15 protein-coding genes are annotated in these 21438 nt (G+C 41.7%); 1 reads left to right on the plus strand and 14 read right to left on the minus strand.

The window, feature by feature from the left end:
* Positions 1-2 precede the first annotated feature (2 nt).
* Positions 3-521, plus strand: a complete 519-nt coding sequence (fabA, locus tag ACRQQK_RS19600) for a bifunctional 3-hydroxydecanoyl-ACP dehydratase/trans-2-decenoyl-ACP isomerase (protein ID WP_102942154.1) — start codon at positions 3-5, stop codon at positions 519-521.
* A 130-nt stretch (positions 522-651) separates the two neighbouring features.
* Here the strand turns inward: fabA and rmf are convergent, their stop codons facing one another.
* The 14 genes from rmf to ACRQQK_RS19670 form a co-directional block, all read right to left on the minus strand.
* Positions 652-825: a ribosome modulation factor gene (rmf, locus tag ACRQQK_RS19605; protein WP_042482436.1), complete on the minus strand. Its 174-nt coding sequence runs from the start codon at positions 823-825 to the stop codon at positions 652-654.
* Between the two features lie 164 nt (positions 826-989).
* A complete protein-coding gene (locus tag ACRQQK_RS19610; protein ID WP_457514444.1) occupies positions 990-2669 on the minus strand; it encodes a DUF3466 family protein in 1680 nt (559 codons plus the stop codon).
* 8 nt (positions 2670-2677) lie between these two features.
* Positions 2678-4594, minus strand: a complete 1917-nt coding sequence (locus ACRQQK_RS19615; RefSeq protein ID WP_457514216.1) for an ABC transporter ATP-binding protein — start codon at positions 4592-4594, stop codon at positions 2678-2680.
* Positions 4572-4814 carry a glutaredoxin family protein gene (locus ACRQQK_RS19620; protein ID WP_457514218.1) on the minus strand — a complete coding sequence of 81 codons (243 nt, stop codon included), beginning with the start codon at positions 4812-4814 and terminating at the stop codon, positions 4572-4574. Before ACRQQK_RS19620 ends, ACRQQK_RS19615 begins: the two co-directional genes overlap by 23 nt.
* A 24-nt stretch (positions 4815-4838) precedes the next feature.
* Entirely contained in the window at positions 4839-6965 is a 2127-nt protein-coding gene (rlmKL, locus tag ACRQQK_RS19625) for a bifunctional 23S rRNA (guanine(2069)-N(7))-methyltransferase RlmK/23S rRNA (guanine(2445)-N(2))-methyltransferase RlmL (protein ID WP_457514220.1), read from the minus strand.
* A gap of 458 nt (positions 6966-7423) precedes the next feature.
* Positions 7424-7966, minus strand: coding sequence for a cell division protein ZapC (locus tag ACRQQK_RS19630; protein ID WP_457514222.1), 543 nt, complete (start codon positions 7964-7966; stop codon positions 7424-7426).
* A gap of 180 nt (positions 7967-8146) precedes the next feature.
* On the minus strand, positions 8147-9157 hold the full coding sequence (gene pyrD / locus ACRQQK_RS19635) for a quinone-dependent dihydroorotate dehydrogenase (RefSeq protein WP_457514224.1): 1011 nt from the start codon (positions 9155-9157) through the stop codon (positions 8147-8149).
* Positions 9158-9230: 73 nt separating this feature from the next.
* Entirely contained in the window at positions 9231-14069 is a 4839-nt protein-coding gene (locus tag ACRQQK_RS19640; protein ID WP_457514226.1) for an NAD-glutamate dehydrogenase, read from the minus strand.
* 185 nt (positions 14070-14254) lie between these two features.
* Complete coding sequence (locus ACRQQK_RS19645) at positions 14255-14473, minus strand: DUF2835 domain-containing protein (RefSeq protein WP_457514228.1); 219 nt, start codon at positions 14471-14473, stop codon at positions 14255-14257.
* 75 nt (positions 14474-14548) lie between these two features.
* Positions 14549-17155: an aminopeptidase N gene (gene pepN / locus ACRQQK_RS19650; RefSeq protein ID WP_457514230.1), complete on the minus strand. Its 2607-nt coding sequence runs from the start codon at positions 17153-17155 to the stop codon at positions 14549-14551.
* Positions 17156-17309: 154 nt separating this feature from the next.
* Positions 17310-17984, minus strand: coding sequence for a hypothetical protein (locus ACRQQK_RS19655; protein ID WP_457514232.1), 675 nt, complete (start codon positions 17982-17984; stop codon positions 17310-17312).
* A gap of 146 nt (positions 17985-18130) precedes the next feature.
* Positions 18131-20137 carry a carboxy terminal-processing peptidase gene (gene prc, locus ACRQQK_RS19660; RefSeq protein WP_457514234.1) on the minus strand — a complete coding sequence of 669 codons (2007 nt, stop codon included), beginning with the start codon at positions 20135-20137 and terminating at the stop codon, positions 18131-18133.
* A 17-nt stretch (positions 20138-20154) separates the two neighbouring features.
* Positions 20155-20781, minus strand: coding sequence for an RNA chaperone ProQ (proQ, locus tag ACRQQK_RS19665; protein WP_457514236.1), 627 nt, complete (start codon positions 20779-20781; stop codon positions 20155-20157).
* A 99-nt stretch (positions 20782-20880) separates the two neighbouring features.
* Complete coding sequence (locus ACRQQK_RS19670; protein ID WP_457514238.1) at positions 20881-21354, minus strand: GAF domain-containing protein; 474 nt, start codon at positions 21352-21354, stop codon at positions 20881-20883.
* Positions 21355-21438: the final 84 nt, after the last annotated feature.

Raw genomic sequence — 21438 nt, forward strand, 5'->3', positions numbered from 1 at the left:
TAATGCAAAACAAACGTGACTCATATAATCGTGAAGACCTATTAGCCTCTAGCCGTGGAGAGCTATTTGGCGAAGGTTACCCTCAGTTGCCAGCACCAAACATGCTGATGATGGATCGTATTAGTAAAATGTCTGAAACTGAAGGCGAATTTGGTAAAGGTCTTATTATTGCTGAGTTAGATATCACTCCAGATTTATGGTTCTTTGACTGCCACTTTCCTGGCGATCCTGTAATGCCTGGCTGTCTAGGTCTAGATGCAATGTGGCAACTTGTGGGTTTCTTCTTAGGCTGGGTTGGCGGTAAAGGTAAAGGCCGTGCTCTTGGTGTTGGTGAAGTTAAATTTACTGGTCAAATCCTGCCAACAGCGAAGAAAGTGACTTATGAAATCAATATGAAGCGCGTAGTAAACCGTAAGCTTGTAATGGGTCTTGCTGATGGTCGCGTATTGGTTGACGGTAAAGAGATTTATGTAGCTAAAGACTTGAAAGTTGGCCTCTTCCAAGACACTTCTGCGTTTTAATTCTCAGTTATTAATTAAAGCAGCTGTCAAGCTGCTTTAATTTTATTAAAAACACTTAGTTATAGTGCGTTATAAATGCTAGGTACTAAAAAGCCCCTTTCGGGGCTTAAGATCCTTTAGTATGTGGGGGTTATTTATAGAGACCAGAGTTTTTATCATCTCTTGCGTCACGCCAACCGCCTAGCCAATATGAACGAGCATCACTTTGTTGGTATGGACACTCCTCAGGAGATCGTCCATTCAAACCAGCTTTATAACCTTGAGATTGTGCTCTTTCAAGGCGATCACGCTTTTGTCTCTTCATAGTGCAGTCCTCATACAGTAACTTGTGTCTTACTTACAACTATTACATTAGTGTGGATCTTTTATGACCACATCTAAAGAATCGCGCAAAATCTGACCTTTCTCAAGTCAAAAAAAAGCACAAGCTTATTTTTGTGAGCTTGTGCCTTTATTGACAAAAAATGACTATTTTCTACGGAACCAACCTAAAGTCAGAAGAATTAAACTCCATAAACCTAAGCTACCACCCGAACGTTCAGAAGTTGTTGTGTCGGTACCTCGTTGACTAATATCACTTGAGGTAGCTCCGGCAATCGGTACAAGTTTCACTGCAACAACAGTTTCAGTTCCACTACAAGAAGAGTTGTGAGAAGTAGTACTGTATCCACCACTACACTTCAGAGCTGTACCAGAAATCACGCCTGCGTCATTGATATCTGTAGCATCCACAACGCGATATTGGTTATTACCTGACAGTGAACCGTCATTCGTTAAATCATCTAAATACCAAGCTTTGTTTTTAAATCTAGCAGCTCTTTTTTCATATTCAGCAAAATCAGAACCGTTATAATTGCCAGATACATATGGATATATAAAGCCGCGCTTCCTACGTGGCTTACCATCTACTTCGCGAGTATTCTCAAAATCAATTTGACCAACGATTTCGTTGTAATTATTGATAGCGCCAGCTTTTCCCCCTGCACCATCAAATAGGATTCCGCCAGACGGAAATACTGCTGACACACTATTCAAACGTACATCATCGACAATGAACAAACGATTAGCAGCTGCATTCGTTTTAGGTTTATATCCATCGCGCTTAGCGGACCCTATTGCGATAAAGTTATGATTGACAGAGGTAACAACAGAATTACTATGAATTAATTCGCCACCAACCTCTACGGTAGCACCACTAACGGAAACCGAGTCCCAAGTACCTAGAGCAGTTGTACTACCATGGAAAATTGTTGCATTCATATAGTTTTCACTAGAGTTATAAGAGTTAAAGCCAACCCCATAAATCTCAGTGCCAACTATAACAAGATCCCGCATGCTACCCTGTGCATACTTGTTGCTAGCTACAGAACTATTACTTGGCCAATCAATTGTATAAGTTGTCCCACCATTAATAATCGCAGCTTTCGTTGTATAGTTGCTAGAGCTTGAAGAAATGACTTTACTACCAACCGTGTAGCTACCGGTGGTGTCATCCGTTCGCCATGCTCTGAAATCCGTATCGGAAGCATCATTAATATCAATAAGTTCCCGAATTTTACTATTGATACTCAGTTTAAAGCCAATCCCTACGGGGGTTGACGAATGCAAACTGTTTACAACTATATTGTAGTTTTCATCTATAGCCGTACCAGTAGTTGAAGAACCTGTAAATGCAATAGAATTGGGAGTGTTTGAGCCGTTTATTTCACTATTCCATACATCCCAACGATCTCTGGCCCAATAACTACATGTTGAATATCTCAACTCAATTTCACAGTAATTTATAAAATCATCATAGCTATCAAGGTAATCGAAAGCATTGCGATCATTGAATGCAAACGGTGCTTCTTCCCGAAAACTGACACCATCTACAGATTGACTAGAATTAAGTGATTTCAAACGAGTTTCACCTGCGAGCGTGTAACTATCACATGCTTTTCCACCGGCACTACTATTCTCGAAACAGTTATCCTTAGCATCAAATACATTAAAACTGGTAGGTTGTTCAATAGCCACACCATAAGAACTCTTATAGCTATATGTAGTACTTGGCGTAACTTCCATTACGTTATAAAGCGCAGCAGAAACCTGTGTGGTAGCAAGAATCGCTGAGCTCACTACGCTCAACTTAAACAATTTTCTATTCATAAAATCCATTAACTATCCTGTTGCATTGCTTCGAGCTCTTCCCAGCGCTCAAATGCAATTTCAAGCTCCTGCTCTTTAGCAGTTAACTTGTCTAAAATTGGTTGTGTCACATCTACAGACTGACTAAAGAAATCTGCATCGTTGACTTGCTCTTGCATTGATTCTATTTCAGCTTCTAATTCTTCGAGTTTTTGCGGCAGAGTTTCTAATTCACGCTGCAGTTTATAAGATAACTTCTTAGACTTAGGCTTCGCAGGCTCTGATTTGGGAGCTGGCTCAACCGATTTTTCTTGTTTGACTGCGTTTTCGACACTACGCGATTGCAGTACTTGAGAGCGCTGCTGCTGAGCATCGTGATAGCCACCGACAAACTCTTCTATTTTCCCGTTACCTTCAAAAATCCAACTCGTCGTCACTGTATTGTCTACGAACTCACGGTCGTGGCTGACTAACAATAAAGTGCCTTGATAATTGGCAAGCAAATCTTCCAAAAGTTCCAAAGTTTCGATATCTAAATCGTTGGTTGGTTCATCGAGAACCAATAAATTGTTGGATCTTAGGAACAAACGAGCGAGAAGAAGTCTGTTTTTCTCACCGCCTGACAGCGCTTTTACTGGTGTTCTTGCACGTTTAGGTGCGAATAAGAAATCTTGAAGATAGCTCAATGCGTGACGTTGACGACCACCTACAGTCACTTCTTGTTTACCATCAGCAAGGTTGTCTATAACCGTTTTTTCAGGATCTAAAACTTCGCGATATTGATCGAAATAGGCCACTTCCAGCTTCGTACCACAATGCAAACGACCACTGTCCGCCTCCAACTGACCCAAAAGAAGCTTCAGCAGTGTACTCTTACCACAACCATTCGGACCAATCAGTGCAATGCGATCTCCGCGCATAATATTGAAGCTAAAGTTATCAACGAGGCGTTTGCCATCAATGGCATAACTTAAGTTTTCTGCTTCAAATACAATCTTTCCTGAACGAGCAGCATCATCAATTTGCAGGTTAACTTTCCCCTGCACTTCACGTCTTTCACTGCGCTCTTGACGAAGCTTTTTCAGTGCTCTTACTCGACCTTCGTTGCGCGTACGGCGAGCCTTAATACCCTGACGAATCCAGACCTCTTCTTGAGCCAATTTCTTGTCAAATTCAGCGTTTTGCAGCTCTTCTACTCGCAGTAATTCTTCTTTCTCATTGAGATAATTTTCATAGTCACCCGGGAAAGAGTTCAATTGACCACGATCCAAGTCTACGATGCGAGTCGCCATAGATTTAATGAATGAACGGTCGTGAGAAATAAAGATAATTGAGCCACGAAAGTCCTTTAAGAACCCTTCCAGCCATTCAATCGTCGTAACGTCTAGATGGTTGGTAGGCTCATCAAGAAGTAATACATCAGGGTCGCACACCAACGCACGAGCCAACGCAGCTTTACGCTGCCAACCACCTGATAGATCGGTAAGTTTCGTATGACCATCTAGCTTTAGCGAAGCTAATACATTCTGAATTCTGTCTTCGAAACGCCATGCGCCAGAATGTTCAAGTTGCTCTTGAACGTTTGAAAGCTTCTTAATATTGGACTCAGATGGGTCAACGGCAACGAGATCGATCAGATCGTTATAGATCCTTAATTGTTCGCCAACTTCTTGTAGTCCACCAGCGACATAGTCAAAAACCGTTCCTTCCTGATTACGAGGCGGGTCTTGCTCTAGGCGAGAGACCACAACATCTTGCATCACTTGCATTTTGCCATCATCCAACAGAATTTCGCCTGCGATGATTTTCATTAACGTCGATTTACCAGCGCCATTTCGTCCAACCAAACACACGCGCTCATTTTCTTGTAATGCAAAATCTGCGTGATCGAGTAAAGGGTGATCACCAAAAGCCAGTAAACCGTTATGAATGGTAATTAATGCCATTATTTTCTAACCACTGAGTTAATTCTGAAAAATCAAAAGGCCAGCTAAGCTCTGAACCTTGATATGAGACTACGGGTATAGTTACCCCGTAACGAGAAAACAGTTCATCGTCGAATGCAATGTCAATCACTTCAACTTGAGAAGAGACATTTGCTTGATTTAGTAAAGCGAAGGCCATCTCGCATAGATGACAGCCCTCTGTACTATATAAAGTGATCACTCAACCTTCCCTATTAATTATTTACTAGAGTTGCTTATGAGTAACAATCCAGCAGTTATGGATATGCTTATTACGCTCAAAATCGAGCGGAAGCGTTTGTGCTGAAATATTTTTCGCTTCCAAGCCCAAGTTACCTAGCTCTTCCATATCCATCTTAAAATGACGTTTGTTGTTCGAGAAAACGATGGTGCCATCTGGGCGTAGAATACGCTTGAGGTTTTTCATTAACTGAATGTGGTCTCTTTGAACATCAAAAGACTGCTCCATGCGTTTTGAGTTCGAGAACGTTGGTGGATCGATAAAGATTAAATCATATTGACCCGAAGCCTGCTCCAGCCACTGAAGGCAATCCGCCTGGATAAACTGATGTTGACGCCCTACTTGACCATTTAACTTCATGTTGTCTTTAGCCCATTCGAGATAGGTATTGGACATATCAACAGTAGTTGTTGATTTTGCACCACCACAAGCGGCGTGAACCGTACCTGAACCTGTATAGGCAAATAAATTCAAGAAGTCTTTACCTTGAGCCATCTCACCCAGTTTACGACGAGTGATTTTATGATCTAAGAAAAGACCAGTATCCAAGTAGTCATGTAAGTTAACGATAAGTTTTACACCATACTCGCTGACTTCCATCGTTTGAGACTGCTGACCAAATTTTTGATACTGGGACGTGCCTTTTTGTTTCGCACGAACTTTTAGAACCACATTGTTTGCGTTTGTTTCGGTCACCTGAATTGCAGCTCGAATGATGTCAGTAAGACGACGTTTCGCCTTCTCTTCTGGAATATTCTTAGGTGCTGCATATTCTTGGATAACTAGCTGGTCCTGATAAACGTCAATCGCTACGTTGTATTCAGGAAGATCTGCATCATAGATACGATAACAGTCTAAACCTTCTCGTTTCGCCCATTTACCAATCTTGCCAATGTTCTTCTTCAATCTATTTGAGAAATCAGGGGCAATTTGTGTTGATTGTGACTGCTGCTCATCTTCAGAACGCTCACGGGCTGAAATTGAGTAGTTCTTTTGGTGACAAGGTAACGCACCGTTATTCAACTTGTATTGTTTCTCAGCGCGCATACGCAAACAACTTAGGAGTTCATCTGAACTAGAGAAGATAGATGCCTGACAACCACCAAACTCTGATTTCAGCTGAGCACCAAATGCAGTGTAAAGCGCAATCAATCCAGGATGAGTTCCCAAACGTTCACCATATGGCGGGTTACATATAATAACGCCATTCTCAAAGCCTTGTGGCTTCTTAAGCAGAGAAGCATCACCAAGCTCGAATTGAATCAAGTTTTCTACACCAGCTCGTCTAGCGTTATCTTTAGCTGTCTTCAGTACACGACTATCATTATCTAGGCCAAAGAACTTAGTGTCAGTTTTATTGACACCCCTTTTTGCTTGAACACTCGCTTCAGATTTCACCTCTGCCCACACTTCTGGTTCAAAATCTTCAAGTGACTCAAAGCCCCATTTCTCGCGCTTAAGTCCAGGTGCGATATTTGCAGCCATCATTGCAGCTTCAATCAATAGAGTTCCCGAACCACACATAGGGTCTAGCAATGGCTTAGAGGCATCCCAACCACTACGTAGAATGATTGCAGCAGCCAAAGTCTCTCGAAGTGGAGCTCGTCCAGATTCAGGTCTGTAACCTCGGACGTGTAAGCCACCACCAACCATATCGATACCCAGCAGCGCTTTATCATTATGTAAACGAACATGAATGCGAAGATCTGCATGATCTTTACTGATCGAGGGGCGTGGGAGGTTTTTCTTTTCAAAACAATCAACTACGGCATCTTTAACTTTCATTGCACCGTATTGACTGTTACGGATCTCTCGGTTTGTACCGTTGAAGTCAACAACAAACTTTTTAGAGCTGTGAAAATGATTGACCCAGTTCACTGACGTTGCCGAAAGGTACAAGTCCATATCATTTTGACAATTGAATTCTGTAATAACACGTACAAATCGTGAAGCAAGTCGGCTCCATAAACAACAACGGTAAATTTGCTCATTTGACGCCTTGAATTTCACCCCTGCTTGTACAGGTTTGGCGTCTGAAATCCCTAATTTTGTTAATTCTTCTACTAATAGGTTCTCAAGACCGTTTGAGGTTACCGCTAGATACTGATTCATACTGTTCTTTAGCTAATAAAAATGGTGTCAGATTATAACTGACAATGGACTACTTGCCCAAATCTAAACACCCCAAATCCATAAAAACACCAAACATCCTTTCTATTACCTAAAAAACCGCCAGATAAATCTTCGTTCAGTTTAAAACCAATAATCTAAAGGCTCATAGCGATAGTGAGTATTTATTCACAATAAAATTGGACTATACCAGATGTATTTTTACACTGTAAATTAGTTACAAAATTAGCTAAAACGGGAAGTTTTAGATACCTTGGGTGTGAGATTTGAGCGAATTGGATGTCACATTTGATGGAAAATAAATGTAATTAATTTGTCAGAATCAAAAATAAGATAGTAGGAACGAATGTTACCCTACCTGTCGACGAGAAATTTTAGGCAAAAAAAATCGGCTTTACGCCGATGGGAAATGAAACAAAGGAACGAAAATACTAGGGAAACTAGCCTACCATCGCCATAGGCTGAGGTAGCAAAATTTGATTTGCTGAAGCCATTCGATCATGCATGACTTTAATTACCTGTCCAAAGTGCAATTGCTTTGAACCGTTTAGTGCAAAATCTTCAAGGTCAACGAGTGCACAAAGACTGGCACTGTCGCCCACTTCTAAGACGATGAAATAACCTTGGCCATTACTGTTAACCAAGCTGACAATTTCACCCTCTTCTGGAGAATAACCACTGCTTTGATAGTCAAAGAACCAGCTCTTAGGTTGAACTGGTTTATGGAAGCGCTTAGCGGCTACACAATATAGAACTAATTCTACTTTGCGTGGCTCACTGAGATTTAAGCAATCAATGCGCTCCTTATAAGTTTGATAGTCGGAAGCGTCATCAACGGTAAATTGATTGGATGCAAAAGCGCAATCTACTAATAGATTGCTGCTAAGGTTAGTGCGAAACACCATATCCTCACCCAGTTCTAACATCAGATAGCCTTCACTATCTGAGTAGTACCAATTCCATTTGTCACTCGGTTTAAGCATTGTCCTGACTCTCTATATATTTATTATCAGACTATTTAGGTAAAACGCTTAATTACCCTTGCCAACTAACTGAAGTTCATTCTAAGAGAGGAAAAACAAAAAAAAAGAGGAAATGATTTGCTCATTCCCTCTCTACATTACCTTGTCACTTTTTCGTAAATCTATACGCAGCGAAACAAGTTAGATATTTTTGACAATGTCCGCAACCAAACCTGGTCCTTGGTAAATGAAGCCACTGTAAACCTGAACAAGTTTTGCTCCAGCTAACAATTTTTCTTTAGCGGCAACATACGAATCAATGCCTCCAACACCAATAATTGGAATTTGATCGCCTAGTTCACGGTATAAACATTTGATCACTTCAGTGCTGCGAGATTGAAGTGGTTTACCACTTAACCCACCCGCTTCATTACCGTGTTTCATACCTTCAACCAAAGAACGATCCAAAGTAGTGTTGGTAGCAATGACGCCATCGATTTGGTTCTTAATTAATGATGCACAAATTTGCTTAATTTCGTCATCACTTAGATCAGGTGCAATTTTAAGAGCTAAAGGAACATACTTATCATACTTGCTAGCAAGTTCAGCTTGTTTTTCCTTCAGCGCTGCTAATAGTTCATCGAGTGCTTCGCCGTACTGTAAAGTACGCAGTCCAGGAGTATTTGGCGATGAGATGTTTACAGCAATGTAACCAGCATACTGATAAACCTTCTCCATACAGATCAAATAGTCATCCGCACCCTTTTCGATTGGTGTGTCTTTATTTTTACCGATATTGATACCGATAATCCCGTCGTAATTGGCTTTCTTTACATTCTCAATCAGGTTATCAACGCCTAGGTTGTTAAAACCCATACGGTTAATAATCCCTTCTGCTGGAATGATACGGAAAAGACGTGGTTTGTCGTTTCCTGATTGAGGACGAGGAGTGACGGTCCCTACTTCTACAAATCCGAAGCCCATAGCACCAAATGCGTCGATACATTCGCCATTTTTATCAAGACCAGCCGCAAGGCCAACAGGGTTTTTGAATGTTAATCCCATACATTCTACTGGTCGATTAGGGAGATGTTGACGGTAGAAGAGATCAAGAGGTGTGCCGGTAAAACGTTTGAAGTTTTGGATGGCAAGATCATGCGCCTTTTCAGCATCCAATTTGAAAAAGCCAGTTCTGGCTAAGCGGTAGAGCATTGTGCCTCCGATAGAAAAAAGCCCCGATTAAACGGGGCGTAATTATTGTCTTATTCGGCTAACAATTCAAACTTTATTCAACCGCTTGGCAGTTTAAGTTGAGCAGCATCAATTCTCTTAATGCAACAGAGAATTTCGCAAACTCATGGACTGTACCGACTTTGAACTCATTGAGGATGTTTTCCCAACGGTGTAAAGAGACTGAGTTTGCTTCCATCCACTCTTCCAGTGCTTTGATGACATCCAACTCACCACTTGCACATTCACAGTTAAGCACTTGGGCGGTTAGTTGACGTTGTTGCCAATCCAGATCTTCTCTGAATGCTGCACGAGCCAATACTTGCCAGTTATTGTCTGTCGCTTGATTATTAATCTGTTTTAAGAACCAGTGCAGAGACAAACGGTCGCCAAGGTTGAAGTACAATTTGGCTGTTTGCTCAACTGTTTTCTGTTTTTCCTTAGCTACTGTAGATATATCCAGTACTGAGTGTAAGCTAGACAAACGAGCAACATAGTTAGCCAGTTTAGGTTCGATACCTTTCTCGATCCAAGCCTGAGCCATAATGTTGTGCTCTTCTACTTCTTCAGCTACAAGCACATCATCAAGTTTGTTGGCGATTGCTTCTACATCTGCTTGGTACAACTCAATCAAATCACGAACTGATTGTTTACCTGGGCGGTTACGTAGCAACCAACGCGATAGACGACGCAGAGTACGGCGAACGTGGAACATTACTTCGTATTGCGTTAATGCATCTGCTTTGTTATCCAGCTTGCGAACTTCATCCAATACAGAACCTAACTTGTAGATCTCTCGGGCAGACGCATATGCATTGGTAATATCTACAACATTTGAGCCTGTCTCTTCCTGCAAACGAGTTACAAAGTTACAACCCATTTCGTTAACCATCTGATTCGCAAGCGCTGTTGCAATAATCTCAGCACGTAGCGGATGGTTCTGCATGTGTTGTGAATAGTTACGACGTAACTCAGTTGGGAAGTATTGCATTAGCTGTTGCGCATGGAACTGGTCATTCGCAATCTCTTCACAAGCCAATTCGTCTTTCAACACCATCTTGCCGTAGGCAACTAGTACAGAAAGCTCTGGACGCGTTAAACCTTGACCAAGTTTTTCACGCTCAAGCAGTGTTTCGTCATCTGGGATATACTCAAGTGCACGATCCAAATGCCCTGCTTTCTCCAATTGGTGAATAAAGCGAATCTGTTCTTTAACGACAGCAACACCTTGTTGCTCTGTCACAGAAATCGATTCTGACTGAACATAAGCATCTTCAATTACGATTGCGCCAACTTCGTCTTCCATTGATTCAAGTACTTGGTTACGTTGCTTGATCGTCATGTCGCCATTTGCAACTAGACCATTCAAGAAGATCTTAATGTTAACTTCGTTATCAGAACAATCCACACCACCAACGTTATCAACGAAATCGGTGTTCACTCGGCCGCCTTTCAGTGCGTATTCCACACGTCCAAGCTGAGTCATACCTAAGTTACCGCCTTCACCGACAATCTTAGCGTTGAGGTCACGACCATCGATACGCAGTGCATCGTTTGCACGATCACCCACATCGGTGTGCGTTTCACGCGAAGACTTAACGTAAGTACCGATACCGCCGTTCCATAACAGATCAACTTCCATGCAAAGGATCATCTTAATCAGCTCATTTGGAGCTACGGATCCTTTTTTAGTCCCTAACATCTTCTGAATTTCTGGCGTTAAGGTAATGGATTTTGACTTACGGGAGAAAATACCACCGCCCTTAGAAATCAATTTAGGGTTGTAGTCTTCCCAACTAGAACGTGGAAGATTGAACAAGCGATTACGCTCTTCCCAACTGCTTGCTGCATCTGGTGTTGGATCAATGAAAATATGTAAGTGGTTAAATGCACACTGTAGACGGATGTGTTTTGATAGCAGCATACCGTTACCAAATACGTCACCCGCCATATCGCCAACACCAACTGCGGTGAAGTCTGTCGTTTGACAATCAATACCTATTTCGCGGAAATGACGCTTAACTGATTCCCAGCCACCTTTCGCGGTAATACCCATCTCTTTGTGGTCATAACCATTAGAACCACCAGATGCAAAAGCATCACCTAACCAGAAGTTGTATTCCGCAGAAACCGAGTTAGCAAGGTCAGAAAATGTTGCAGTACCTTTGTCTGCCGCAACAACCAAATACGGATCGTCTTCATCGTGGCGAACTACGCTCACAGGTGCAACAAGATCACCTTCTACAATGTTGTCTGTAACGTCTAATAGCGCACGAATAAAGCGTTTATAACAACGCTGACCTTCAGCAAAAATTTCATCACGTGTGTTGTATAGATACTGCTTCTTACAAACGAAGCCACCTTTTGCCCCTACAGGTACAATCACGGTGTTCTTAACTTGCTGTGCTTTTACCAAACCAAGGATTTCAGTACGGAAATCTTCTTGACGGTCAGACCAACGCAAGCCGCCACGCGCTACCTTACCGCCACGTAGATGCACACCCTCAATATCTGGTGCGTAGACGAAGATTTCAAAAGCAGGCACAGGAGCCGGAATTTCTGGAATCTCTTTTGGCTTCATCTTTAATGCCAACCAAGGTTTCGGCTGCTTATTCTCATCCAATTGATAGTAGTTAGTGCGGTAAGTCGCTAGGATCATTTCCATGTAGCGACGAATAATACGGTCATCATCAAGACTTTCTACATGATCTAGCTGTTCTGTGATCTTGTTAATCAGATCAGTTTGACCTTTTTGAGCGCCTTTATGTTTAGGATCAAAACGACGTACAAACAGATCCACCAAACCCTTCGCTACATCAGGATAATGACTTAATGTATCTTCGATATATTGTTGGCTGAATGGGAAACCTACTTGGCGCATATAACGAGCGTAAGCACGAAGAATCGATACCTCTCTGCCTGTTAAAGAAGCGCCTAGAACTAAACGGTTGAAACCATCACTTTCCAGATCACCATACCAAATAGCCGCAAATGCTTGTTGGAAACGATCACGAGCTTCACGAAGATCAACTTGGCTTTCACTCTTATGAAGCATTGAGAAATCTAGGATCCAGTAAACCTGACCATTTGATTTGATCACTTCGTATGGCGATTCACCAATCACGCGCAAGCCCAAGTTCTCAAGCATTGGCATCACATCAGAAAGATGGATAGGTTCATCACGGTGATACAATTTCAGGCGTACCGCTTTAGAATCTTTGGTCTCTTCTTGCGGACGATAGAACAGCATACCCAGTTTGTTTTCTTCATTGAGTGCTTCAAGGCGCTCAATATCTGCAACAGCAGAAGCTGGCATTACATCTTCTTTATATGAACGTGGGAATGCATGAAGGTATTGTTTTGAAAGTGGTAAACCTTTGCTTTCGCCGCAGTTCGCCACGATCGCTTCAGACAAACGATCATCCCAAGTTGTTGATGCTTCCATTAAGTTTTGCTCTATTTTCTTCACATTCACGTCCATATTGTTGTTATCAACACGGACGATGTAATGAGTTCTTGCAAGTGGGCTTTCAGAAAAATACGTTGTGAACTCGACTTCTTGTTCACAACCAAAATACTGTTTAAAAATGCGTTGAGTCTGACGACGCAACTCAGTGTTGTAACGCTCTTTTGTTACATACACCATGCAGCTAAAGAAACGGCCAAACGGGTCTTTGCGTACAAACAGACGTAGAAGATCTCGGTCCTGCATTTGTACTACACCCATGCCGACTTCTAATAATTCTTCTTCTGTCGCTTGTAGCAGTTCATCACGCGGGTAGTTTTCTAGAATGTTGTGCAGCGCTTTATAAGCGTATGAACCAACACGGTAACGGCTAGCGCTGAGTATACGTTCCACTTTTTCGCGGATCAGAGGAATGCTTTGGACTGCTTGATTATATACCGCTGATGTGTACAAACCGGTAAAACGGTGCTCGCCTACCACTTTTCCGTTTTCATCAAACTTTTTAATTCCGATGTAATCGGTATACGCCGGACGATGGATACGAGACTGCTTATTGCCTTTAGTTAGAATTAATAAGTAGGCTTTTTTCGCTTCTAGGCGGGCTGAATCTGAAAACTCAGAAAGCTTTACTGAACGAACGCGATCACTTTGAGAGAAAAGGCCAAGCCCTGCTTCCTCAGTAGGTCTAAGTGTCGTATCCCCTTCAATCTCAACTAGATCGTATTCTTTGTAACCCATAAAGGTAAAATTGTGATCACCTAACCAACGCAAGAACGCCATGGTTTCTTGGAAACGATCAGATTCAGGAAGACGATCTGCGTTTGCTTCAAGTTGACCGATGACTTGATCCAGTTTGTTTACCATAGGTTTCCAGTCTTTAACGACGAGATCAGTATCAAGCAAAATATCTAACAGTTCATCCTGGAGAGTTTTCATCTCTGCTTTATTGCTTAAACGATCAACTTCGATATGGAATAAAGACTGAAGAGGCCCTTCTCCGTTATTGATACTCTTGATTGCGCCTATATCATCACGATCAATTTGAGTAGGACCATTTAGCATCAGGTGGGAGGTTAAATCTAGTCGGCTTAGTGCCATCTTAATAGAGTCAACATGGAAAGGACCATCAGGAACAACAATCTCGACAATCGTATGGGTAGACTCCCAACCATGTCGGCTTACCGTTGGGTTGAAAACTCGAACAGAGTAATCATCGCTCTTCTTCTCACAGATATGATGCCAAAGGCTGACAACTGCACCGTATAAATCCGATTCATTTCTTTCAGCTAAATCATCTTGCGATACATTGCTAAATAAATGTTGAGCGAGTTGAGTAACCAAAGGTTGTTGTTTTTGCTCAAGTTTGTCTTGAATCAGTTGGTAAACTTTTTCAAGTAGAACCGGCATCAAAGTCTCACGCGCGGTCATAGGCGACTCCAGATTAGAATTATGTTTTGTAGGGGATGCAGTAAGGATATAACCTACCGCTGGTAATGCATGTTTTATTGTAAAAGTTTTAGGAACTAAACGTTAATATTTTTAACATTCCTACACAGCCAAATGTTTGAGAATGTGACTAAGATTCCTATTTAAACATCTAGTAATAACTTTCTTCATAGCATTTCTAACTTTATAAACTTATTATTTTGGTCAGTTATCAATCTAAATCGACCTTTTACTCCAATTTGGCTAAGAAATGGTCGAAATTTCGATGCGGGAAGCTGAAGTCTTAGCCCGTGTTCGGTAACAACCAAAACAGAGCTTGCAGCGCCAGAATAGTGTGCCAGATAGGCTTGATACGAAATGTTGAGTGAAAAATAGTAATGCTTCATAGACCAATCACCGCAGCGATGAATTGTGGTTTAGAAATAAAAAAGGTGGCATCGAAATGCCACCACTACCTATTGTTAATCTTCTAGTGCTTTAGAGACTTTTTCATAAAGATCTCGCGCTAAATTATCCATCGCTTTTAACGCTTCAAGCTCTTTCCTAATTAATCCTTGTCGCTCTTCATCGTATTTACGGAATTTAAGCAGAGGGTCAATTAAACGAGATGCTACTTGTGGGTTACTACTGTTGAGCTCGCGAAGTATTTCTCCCGCAAAACGATAGCCATCACCACTCTTCGCATGAAAGTTTACTGGGTTGTTATTTAAGAAAGCACCAATCAAGTTACGAGTACGGTTTGGGTTCTTCAAACTGAACGCTTCATGATTCATTGTTTTCTTGATCACTTCTAGCGCATCACTTGCAGGGTTACAGCCCTGTAGAGTGAACCACTTGTCCATAACTAAACCGTCGTGTTTCCATTTATTGCTGTAATCCGCCATTTGGGCTTCACGACATGCAAGCCCTGCACTGTTCGCCGCACTCATAGCTGCGATAGTGTCAGTCATGTTGTTCGCTTCGTTGTATTGTTTCTCCGCTAAAGCATTACCTTGCTCGGTGTACGCTAGGTAGGACAAACAGATATTACGTAACGCGCGTTTACCAATGGCTTCATGGCTAATGGTGTATTCATTTTGTTTTAGCGTTTGATATGTTGCACTTAATTCATCTTCAAGTTCAGTCGCGAGAATAACTTTGAATGCTTTAAGCACCTTAGCAATTGCATCAACATCCACACACTTGTACCAACCAGACACTTCGTTATGGCTCGGCAGTGAAAGCATCTCGGCAACAAATGCAGGCTCTAAAGAGTCACTCAGTAAAACACCGCGGAATGCATCAACAACTACGGCAGGTAATTCAACCTTTTGTCCTTGCTGCTCACGAGTTACATTGTCACGAATATACTTAGCCATTAATATTTGACCAGCATCCCAACGTGCAAATTCGTTAGTCGCATGGGACATTAGGAATACTAACTCTTCATCTGAGTAGTCATATTCCAACTTCACCGGTGCAGAAAACTCTCTTAGTAACGATGGGATTGGTTTTTCTGTAACGTTCTCAAATACAAAAGTTTGCTCTGCTTGAGTTACATTCAGCACATTTGCAACCGGATTACCTTTGCTCTGCAAAGGAATCACACTACCGTCTTTTGCATAAAGTTCAACGTCAAAAGGAATATGCAGAGGCTGCTTTTCTTTTTGATCGTGCGTTGGTTCTGTCGACTGACAAACCGTTAGCGCATACGTTTTTGCTTCAGAATCGTATTCGCTGCTTACGGATACCGTTGGTGTACCCGACTGGCTGTACCATAAGCGGAACTGGTTGAGATCAACACCGGATGCATCTTCCATAGCAGCGACAAAATCTTCACACGTTGCAGCTGTACCATCATGGCGATCGAAGTATAACTTCATGCCTTTTTGGAAACCTTCCTCACCAAGCAAAGTATGCATCATTCGAATCACTTCACTTCCCTTTTCATACACAGTCAACGTATAGAAGTTATTCATTTCTATTACTTTATCCGGACGAATTGGGTGCGACATTGGGCTTGCATCTTCTGCAAACTGAGGGCCACGAATAATGCGAACATTGTTGATGCGGTTGACAGCACGAGAACCTAAATCTGAAGAGAATTCTTGATCGCGGAACACCGTTAAGCCTTCTTTCAAGCTTAGCTGGAACCAGTCGCGACAAGTAACACGGTTACCTGTCCAGTTATGGAAGTATTCGTGACCAATCACGGCTTCAATACCAAGATAATCAGTGTCTGTTGCCGTTTGATCATTGGCCAATACAAACTTCGAGTTGAAAATATTCAACCCTTTGTTCTCCATTGCACCCATGTTGAAGAAATCAACCGCGACGATCATGTAAATATCTAAATCGTACTCAAGACCAAAACGTTCTTCGTCCCACTTCATTGAGTTAATCAGAGAAACCATCGCGTGATGCGCTCTGTCTAGGTTGCCTTTATCAACGAAGATTTCTAAATCTACATTGCGGCCAGACTGAGTAACAAATTTATCGCGCAGAACATCAAAATCACCTGCAACCAAAGCGAATAAGTAAGCTGGTTTTGGATGCGGATCTTGCCATTTCACCCAATGGCGACCGTTTTCTACTTCGCCTTGTTCAACTTTGTTACCGTTGCTGAGCAGATATGGATATTGAGCTTTATCTGCAATGACCGTTGTTGTGTATTTCGCTAAAACATCCGGGCGATCTAAATAGTAAGTAATTCTGCGGAAACCTTCAGCTTCACATTGTGTGCAGAATGCGCCACCGGATTTATACAAACCTTCCAATGCGGTATTTGCCTCAGGGTTTATGAGAGTAATAACCGTTAGCTCGAACTCCGCTGGTAGCTGACGAATTTCTAAACCTGCATCTAATTGTGTGTATTCATTCCAATCAACGCCATTTACTTTCAGCGCTTGTAACTTAAGATCTTCACCATCTAAAACTAAGGTTGTGCTGTCCTTCATTTGTTTAATTTGTGAAACAGCAGTCACCGTCGTCTCTGTATCATACAGATCGAAAGTCAGTTCTATTTGAGAAATAGTATGGGATGGTTGAGTATAATCTTTACGATATTTGGCTTGAGGTGTGTGAGCCATTGCCTGAATCCTTTTGACATATTGATATGTGACAGTTACAGATCTTAGGCTTGTTATTACCAATAACAACCCCTAAAAGAAAAAAAGAGATACCCATCACTGGCTATCTCTTATAAATAAAATTCAATTGGTTAATAAATATTCAAATATTGCGCTAGCGAATACGATTTAGAACTGCATACATAGAACCGCCTTCCATATCTAAAGTTAACTGGTCCTGCTGCAGCGTATAGCGAGTATCTTGTTCGCCGTCTTCATAGAGCAAAACTAGGTGATCCCCTTCCATGTAATACACCCCCTGATGAGTGGTTTCATTTCCGTCACTGCCACTGGCTTTAAACAGGAACACAAAGTCCGGCTGAAGAATGAGTAACACTTCCGTAAGCTTATCGGCATAAAAGTCTTGTCCAGAAAGTGAAGTGCTCGACCACATTCCTGCTAATGCATTAGGTAAAGCTTTAGTAAAGGTCACACCATTTAAAAACAGCAGGTTGTGGTTACTTTTGTACTCATATACCTGAGGATCATCGCTGTTTAACCCGAGAATCAGCGTATCACTGTTTGCCGTATACATACCTTCCCAGTGGTCGACACTGTAATCCTTCTTCTGAATATCAATGTTAAAGGTATAGTCCGACTCAAAACTCAGCTTGATGGCGAGGAAGTTTTCCTCCGATTCCTCGGGAGCGGGATTTAACAAATACCAGTCTCCAAGCAGAAACGGCTGGTCAAACTGGGTTAAATCTTTAATTGGCCCATTCATTGAACCAAAGGACTGGCCTGTTATCGTCAAAGCAACACAGGCAAAAATAACGGTTATCCATCTCATAGCGATCTCCCTCACTTTTTTTAAGCTTAGGATCGCATGTTAGATTTCGCTAAATTATTTGATATACATCACATTAAGTTGCATATCAACTTTAGGTGTATAAAAAAGCGAGCTTATAAGCTCGCCTTTTTATTACATTGAATTTTCTACTTTTTTGCTGATTTAAGCATATCAACCATGATAGATACCGATTCGTTCAAATACGCATCTGGCACTTCATAATCTTTCGGCACGTCATCCAAACTCTTGTATTCTGCTTTTCCAGCATCAACTTGACGTTTGTTGATTCGAGCTAAACGCTCAGCATCGGCTTCATCACTTTTCTTCTTACGAGCCGTTTCGTTTAAAGATAAAGCGTTGTCATCTTTTTCTGCTTTATATTTGGCAATATCCTGTTGAATAAAACCAAACTCAAGGTCAGAAGTAATGCGCTGCTGATGCTTTTGAGTTAGCGAAGCAATTAACGTAGAGAAATCATGAAGTTTAGAATACTTTGCTTGATCAATGCTGTCCCAAGGAAGCGCATTTGGTTCGACACTTTCACCAGTTTCAGCTGCATCAATTGCAGCAGGGAACGCAATGTCAGGTACTACACCTTTGTTTTGCGTACTACCACCGTCAATACGGTAAAACTTCTGAATCGTGTATTGCACATAACCCAACTCTTTATCGAACATATCGTAGATATGATTCAAAGAGCGGTGTTGCTGCACCGTACCCTTACCAAATGAGTTCTCGCCAAGAATAATCGCACGACCATAATCTTGCATTGCTGCAGCAAAAATCTCAGAGGCAGAGGCACTGTAGCTATTGATCAATACCGTCATTGGACCTGAATAACTGATCTTTCCGTCGGTATCGCTGTTTACATTTACGCGACCATAACTATCACGAACTTGAACAACAGGACCACTGGTAATAAACAAGCCAGATAATGCCGTTGCTTCTGTTAAAGCGCCGCCACCGTTATTTCGTAAGTCAACAATAATGCCGTCCACTTTGTCAGCTTTCAACTGGGTAATCAGTTTATCGGTATCTTGAGAAAGACCAACGTAAAAACTTGGTACTTCGAGAACACCAATCTTTTTACCACCCTTTTCAATCACTTCTGATTTAACAGCTCTGTCTTCCAAGCGAATCTTATCTCGGACAATTGTTACAACGTGACGTTTTACATCCTTGCCATCAGGTAGAATTTCAAGATTAACCTTAGTACCCTTAGGACCTTTGATTAACTGAACAACGTCATCCAAACGCCAACCGATCACATCGACGATATCTTCACCATCCTGGCCAACACCGACAATACGATCACCTTCCGACAATTGCTTACTGCTTGCAGCTGGGCCACCAGTAACCAACGAAGAAATAACAGTGTAGTCATCCGTCATTTGTAAAACAGCACCAATCCCTTCCAGAGATAAGCTCATCTCAGACTGGAATTGTTCTGCATTGCGTGGTGATAGATAGCTGGTATGCGGATCAATTTGGCGAGCAAACGCATTCATGTAAAGTTGGAAAACATCTTCACTATGAGTTTGAGTTAGACGCTTGATAGCATTGTTGTAGCGTTTTGACAGCGTCTCTTTGATTTCAGGCCACTCTTTGCCTGTCAATTTTAGGCTCAAAGCATCGTATTTTACGCGCTTGCGCCATAACTCATCAATTTCAGCTTTATTCTTGGGCCAAGCTGCTTTAGAACGATCAATTTCGATGGTTTCATCAGTATTAAATTTGATTTCTTTATCGAGTAATGACAAAGCATATTTAAAACGTTCGAAACGCTTAATCATCGACAAGTTATAGATTTCAAACGCAATAGCGTTGCTACCTGCCTTGAGTTCATCATCTAATTGAACAGCTTTAGACTGGAAAGAATCGATGTCTGCTTGAGTGAAAAGACTGCGGTTGTAGTCAAGAAGCTCAACGTAACGCTCAAAAATCTCCTGAGAAAATTGATCGTCGAGATTGAAATGCTTGTAGTGAGAACGAGTAAAACGAGAAGTTACCCTTTTACTTGCTGTTTCATGTTGAGCTTCGGGAGCAAGAACTGGTAAATCTTTCTTTTGAATTTGGGCTTCAACAGCCTGAGCTGAAGATGCTGCTAGCCAAACGCTAGCAGCAATCAGAGTCCATTTTGAACGGCATTTCATGCGTAGGAGTTTCTCCTTTAGGCGCGCAAGTGCTCCGCTTTTACAACCATTTGTAGGCCGTTACCAAGTTGAACACGCACGTCTTCCTTATTGATTTCAACAATGGTCGCTGCCATGTTGCCTTTACCCATGTTGATGTTCACTTCTTTACCGACAATGATTTCGTCAGTATTCAAAGCTCTTGTTTCAACAGGTTTACTTTCTGGTTTTGGCCCTTTGTTTTGAGGACGGCGAGGCTGAGCTGCTTTTTTAGCTTTTGGCTTAGCTTTCGCTTCTTCGCGAGCTTTTTTACCTTGTTCTTTACGGCGTGCATCAACACGAGCTTTGCTTTCTGCCAACGCGGCTTGTGCATGTTCTACATGTTGCTCTTCAAGCTCTCCACAATCGTTTCCATCTAGGTCTACACGAACCGCACCAGGTTTTACGCCGTGTAGGTAACGCCATGAAGAAGTGTACTGTCTTAAAGCTGCACGAAGCTGAGTTTTACTAACTTTTGGATCTTCGCCAAGGCGTTCAGCAAGATCTTGAAAAATACCAATTTTAAGAGGCTTCGCTTCACCCTCTAAAGTAAAGCATTTAGGGAAACATTCAGCAATGTACGCAATAACTTCTTTGCTGTTTTTTAACTTTTCAGTGTTTTCCATGAGGATTCCTGGTTTATGCGGCTTGTCCGCGAGCATTAAGAGTAAATATGTTCGGTATTATAGTGACCTGAATACGAAAAACCACAGGCAAAAGACAATTTATGCTTTGTTAGCCTGTGAATTGAGCAGCTTTTCAACTTCTGTCATCAAAAATGTCAGTCCTTCCTCATCAATTTCGGAAAAACGACCCACTCTTGGGCTATCAATATCTAGAACACCGACTACTTCACCATTGATTGAAAAAGGAATAACAATCTCTGAATTGCTGGCAGCGTCACACGCAATATGACCTTCAAACTCATGAACATCATAAACACGTTGTACACTATTAGTTGAAACGGCTGTACCGCATACGCCACGTCCGACAGGAATACGCACACAAGCAGGTTTGCCTTGGAACGGACCTAATACCAACTCACCTTCTCGCATCAGATAGAAACCGACCCAATTAAGGTCTTCTAATTCCATGTTGAGTAGTGCGCTTAAGTTAGACAAGTTCGCAATCAAGTCATTTTCTGATTCTAGTAGTGCGACAGCTTGTTTTGTTAAGCGGTGGTAATGTTCTAATTTCATATAAACTAAACTTCCAATTGAAAAATAAAGACTTCACTTTAGGTATTAAATGCCTTTAAGTTTTGATTGCCTAAAGGTTTTACA

It is taken from the genome of Vibrio sp. C8, assembly GCF_054051265.1.